We start from the raw sequence: 2843 nt of genomic DNA on the forward strand, positions 1-2843 counted from the left end.
CTGCAGGGGCTCGCGGCGGGCGCGGCTGGCGGGTGGGTGCTGGTGATCGTGCTTCTGGCGCTCGGTTGCCTGGCGCTCGGCTTCTTCATCGCGCGCGGCGCCTTCGACAAATCGGTCAAGGTCGTGCTCGACGACACGGGTTTTCGCGACCGCCGCGCCGGTGACGTGCTGGTGCCCTGGCGCAACGTGCTGAGCGTGCGGCTCGCCTCCGGCGGCAAGGGTGCGGCGATGCTCAATTTCGAGCTGACCGGGGAACCGCCCGACGAAATCAAATACTCGGCCGTCAATGCGCTCAGCCGGATGCTGCCCTTCGGCAAAAACATCGTGCACATGGAAATCTCCTCGCTCGACGTCCAGGGGCAGGACATGATCGCCGCGATCCGGCGGCTCGCGCCGCATGTGGCGATCGACGGTTGACGCGCCTTTATCCCCCCTTGAGGGAAGATGTCGCCGGAGGCGACAGGGCCTCGCGTGAAGCACCAACCTCCATCTGCAGTAGCAAGCCGAACCCGGTCGGACCAACCGCCTCTGGCCTGCCGGCCATCTCCCCCTCAAGGGGGGAGATTACTCGCTCGGCCGCCTGCACCAATTTCCACGTGGCTATCTCCCCACCCAAAAAGGGGAGATAGGGCGCACCCTTCACGGCTTGACGCCGTCCGCACGGCCGCCCTAGCCTGACACGAACAGGAGACACCGCATGGCAGTGGTCGAGGGCGAGAAGATCGATGTCGGCTTTTCCGGCCGGCGCTGCATCCATTCGCGCAACTGCGTGCTGGGCGACCCGCATGTCTTCGTGCCCAATGCACCCGGCCAGTGGATCCACCCCGAGGCGGCCAGCGTCGAGAAGATCGTCGCAATTGCCGAGAGCTGCCCGTCGGGCGCCATCACCTATGTCAGGAAGGATGGCGGCCCACAGGAACAGCCGCCGGTGGTCAACACCGTGCGGCTCAGGGAAAACGGCCCGCTGGCGCTGCATGCCGAGATCATTCTGGGCGGCGAGAATTTTTATCGCGCCACGCTCTGCCGCTGCGGCGCTTCGGAAAACAAGCCGTTCTGCGACGGCAGCCACACCAAATCAGGTTTTTCCGCCACCGGCGAGCCGACGCTCAAGGACACGCCGGCGCTGGACGCGCGCGATGGTCCGCTGACGGTGACGCCGACCACCAACGGCCCGCTCAAGCTCGAAGGCAATCTCGAGATCGTCACCGGCACCGGTCACACGGTCGACCGCACGCAACGCACCTTCCTCTGCCGCTGCGGCCACTCGGCCAACAAGCCGTTTTGTGATGGCACGCATAAGAAGGTGGGGTTTGTGGGGTAAGGCTGACGTTGCAGCCGAAACTGCCAATCTCCCCCCTCGTGGGGGAGATGTCCGGCAGGACAGAGGGGGGCGCCGTAGAGCGCTAATTTCACAAGCACAATGCCTCACACGCCACTGCCTCCAAAACATCGCGCGAACGCCAGATCGATGCGCAAGGTCATGACATCAGCCGAGCTGAAGCTCTGGAACGAGCTTCGTGCGCACCGGTTGATGGGGCTTGGCTTCCGCCGACAATTTCCGATTGCCGGTTACATTGTCGACTACGCTTGTTCGGAGAAGAAACTGATCGTCGAGGTTGACGGCTCCCAGCATGGGCAAGGCGATGCTGTTGCCGGCGACGCGGCAAGGACATTGCGTCTGGAACAGGATGGCTGGACTGTCCTGCGCTTCTGGAATGACGACATCATCCGCGACATCGACAATGTCTGCCAGCATATTGTGATTGTGGCTGGCCTAGGGCGTGCGTCTGAATGAACGGCCGGAGCGGATGTGACCACGGCGAGGCCGGCGGGACAGCGCCCCCCTCTGTCCTGCCGGACATCTCCCCCACTTGGGGGGAGATTGGCCGTCACCACGGTCATCTCCTGTTGGCCCACCTCTCCCGCCTTTATCCGCCGGCCCGTATCGGCTAAGGGGCGGGAACGCAAAATCTCCGGACCCGCCAATGACCGCCAAGACCAAACCCCTGTTCCTCGGCATCGACACCGGCGGCACCTATACCGATGCCGTGCTGTGGTCGGAAGCCGGTGGCCCTAACGGCAAAGTGCTGGCCAAGGCCAAGGCGCTCACCACCCGCCATGATCTGGCCGTCGGCATATCAGGCGCGGTCGACGCGGTGCTGCAGAAAGCCGGCACCGACCCTGCAGCGATAAAACTGGTGTCGATGTCGACGACGCTTGCCACCAACGCGTTGGTCGAGGGCCAGGGCGGCCGCGTGGCGCTGGTGATGATCGGCTTTTCCGAAGGCGACCTTGCCCGCGACGGACTGAAGGCGGCGCTCGGCACCGACCCGGTGGTGTTCTGCCCCGGCGGCCATGATGTCCACGGCAATGCGGCAAAACTCGACCTGTCCGGGCTGGAGGCGGCACTGCAGGAACTCGGCGCCTCGGTGTCCGGCTTTGCCGTCTGCGCCTATTTCGCCACCCGCAACCCGGCGCATGAGCTCGCGGCTCGCGACCTCATCCGCGAAAAAACCGGCCTGCCGGTCACCGCCAGCCACGAATTGTCGGCCAAGCTCGGCGGCCCGCGCCGGGCGCTCACCACGCTGCTCAACGCCCGGCTGATCTCAATGATCGACCGGCTGGTGGCGGCGACCGAAGGGTTTTTGACCGCGCGCGGCATCGCCGCCCCGCTGATGGTGGTGCGCGGCGACGGCGCCCTGGTCTCGGCCGCCTTTGCCCGCCAGCGGCCGATCGAGACGATCCTGTCCGGGCCGGCCGCCAGCCTTGTCGGCGCCCGCCACATGACCGGCCTCGACGATGCCGTGGTATCGGACATCGTCGGCACCACCACCGACGTCGCC

Annotated in this window: 4 protein-coding genes; all 4 read left to right on the plus strand. The window is 65.6% G+C overall.

What is annotated here, in order from left to right; genetic code table 11:
* Positions 1-417: hypothetical protein (locus EOA86_RS38935; RefSeq protein ID WP_164892084.1), on the plus strand; the 417-nt coding region annotated here is incomplete at its 5' end.
* 280 nt (positions 418-697) lie between these two features.
* Positions 698-1321: a CDGSH iron-sulfur domain-containing protein gene (locus EOA86_RS29125; RefSeq protein ID WP_128344819.1), complete on the plus strand. Its 624-nt coding sequence runs from the start codon at positions 698-700 to the stop codon at positions 1319-1321.
* A gap of 99 nt (positions 1322-1420) precedes the next feature.
* Positions 1421-1795 (plus strand): endonuclease domain-containing protein, encoded by a 375-nt coding sequence (locus tag EOA86_RS29130; protein ID WP_128344820.1) that lies wholly within the window; start codon positions 1421-1423, stop codon positions 1793-1795.
* A gap of 190 nt (positions 1796-1985) precedes the next feature.
* Positions 1986-2843, plus strand: an 858-nt coding sequence (locus EOA86_RS29135) for a hydantoinase/oxoprolinase family protein (RefSeq protein ID WP_164892085.1), incomplete at its 3' end; no start/stop codon positions are given.

It is taken from the genome of Mesorhizobium sp. M5C.F.Ca.IN.020.32.2.1 (assembly GCF_004023105.1).
GTDB classification, from domain to species: domain Bacteria; phylum Pseudomonadota; class Alphaproteobacteria; order Rhizobiales; family Rhizobiaceae; genus Mesorhizobium; species Mesorhizobium wenxiniae.